This window comes from Nocardiopsis lucentensis DSM 44048 (assembly GCF_000341125.1).
GTDB lineage: Bacteria > Actinomycetota > Actinomycetes > Streptosporangiales > Streptosporangiaceae > Nocardiopsis > Nocardiopsis lucentensis.
Genome location: NZ_ANBC01000488.1, coordinates 1 through 1,640, shown reverse-complemented (window position 1 = coordinate 1,640; position 1,640 = coordinate 1). Strand labels below are relative to the sequence as shown.

General features: G+C 68.4%; 1 protein-coding gene. It reads left to right on the top strand.

Annotation, left to right across the window (positions count from 1 at the left end):
- The first annotated feature begins 317 nt into the window (after positions 1–317).
- Positions 318–1,439, top strand: a complete 1,122-nt coding sequence (locus D471_RS0117420; RefSeq protein ID WP_152486346.1) for a hypothetical protein — start codon at positions 318–320, stop codon at positions 1,437–1,439.
- Positions 1,440–1,640: the final 201 nt, after the last annotated feature.

Sequence of the window (1,640 nt, the reverse complement as noted above, 5' to 3'; positions counted from 1 at the left end):
CCCCCCCGGCCCCGCCGCACCGTCGTCGGAGCAAGGAGATCCCTGCGGCGGTGGCGCGGCGGGAGAGGGACGTCGGCTCCGCCGGGCCGGAGGGACCACCCGGGCCGTGCTCGTGCTCCAGCTCCGCGAAGCACACCGAGAAACGCTCCGTGTATCAAAAGTCACACAAAACCGTACTATCCGGTAACAGCGAGCAGTCCTGAAACCATCGGAGCGTGAGGATCCCCCGGAGGCGGCGCGCTCTTCCCCGGATGGGCCGCTGCGCACCGGCAGGACCCGAACAAGCATCGACACCCGACTCCAACAGGAGACTCTGAGTGACGCATCGTAAGGTGTACCTCGCGGTAGGCAGGAACAACACCAGGATCTACCGATTCGATCCGATCGATGGCGACACCCGCCTGGCCGAGAACGTGCCCCCGTACGAGCCCGGATACACCGCCATGGGAGCCCAGTACCGAGGAGACGGCAAAGAGCCCCTGCTCTTCGCCGTCAGCGGCGGCGACCTCATCACCATCGACGTCGAGGCGGGCACACTCGACAGCCACCGCGTCAAGGATCTGCCCAGCGACGTGACCTGGTACGACGGAGACATGAGCGCCGACGGCAAGACCCTGTTCATCGCGGGCGACCCCAACGGCCCCAGCCACTCGATCGACGTGACGACCAAGACGGCGACCCCCGGGCCCCGACCGGGCGGAGGCCGATGGGATGACTTCGCCCGCCACCCGAAAGACCACCGGCTGATCTCGGTGGAGGGCGACAACGGCGACCTGCTCCACGTGGACCCGGGCAGGGACCCCATGAAGACCGTACTCAAGCAGGCCGTCTTCAAGCCCGCCGAGGCGAGCGCGTCCGCCGGGTCCCGGCGCTCCTACTCGGCCATGTTCTTCGACACCGTCGGCAACTTCTACGCCGTGGACTCCGCCGGAAACGTCAACCACCTGGACATGACCACCGATCACATCCCCGACCAGGCCGAGCGCATCGGCAACGGGAAGATCCCCGTGGACGGCCTGGAGGTCATGAACGGAGCTGGGCTCATCACGCAGATGCCCGTCAAGCCCAGCTATGACGAGATCACCGTGACGAAGAAGTTCAACACCTCGTGGGAGAACTACGACCCGCGGGGCAGGGTGTACAGCTTCGAGCTGACCCTCACCGCGGCCGACAGGAACGGCGACACGGGCAAGAACGCGGATGTGCGCACGTTCCGGATCTCATTCGACCTGCCGACGCTGCAGGGCGCCAAGGTCCAGGCCTCGGGAGTCGACGTCATCTACGAGGGCGGCAAGGCGTACCTGAGCTCCCAGGCCGACCAGCTCCTGACCGCCGGGTCATCGCGCCCCATCACCGTGCAGATCACCGTCCCCGGTGACACGGCCACGCTCCCACGGGAGTATCCGCTCGACGGGCTTCGGGCCACCCGGTTGGCCTGACCGGCACCCTGGCCTCTCCCCGTCAGCCCGGAGACCGCCGCCAGTGTGCCGCGCCCCGCCTCCGGGCGGACGGGTGACGGACCGGGCCCGCCCTCCCTGGACGGTCGGGTCCGGTCCGCAAGGGCCGCCTGCGATCCGATCGGTCGCCCCGCCGCGCCTAGTGCTGTGGCCGGAAACGTTCGCCCGGGTGCTCTCACGCCG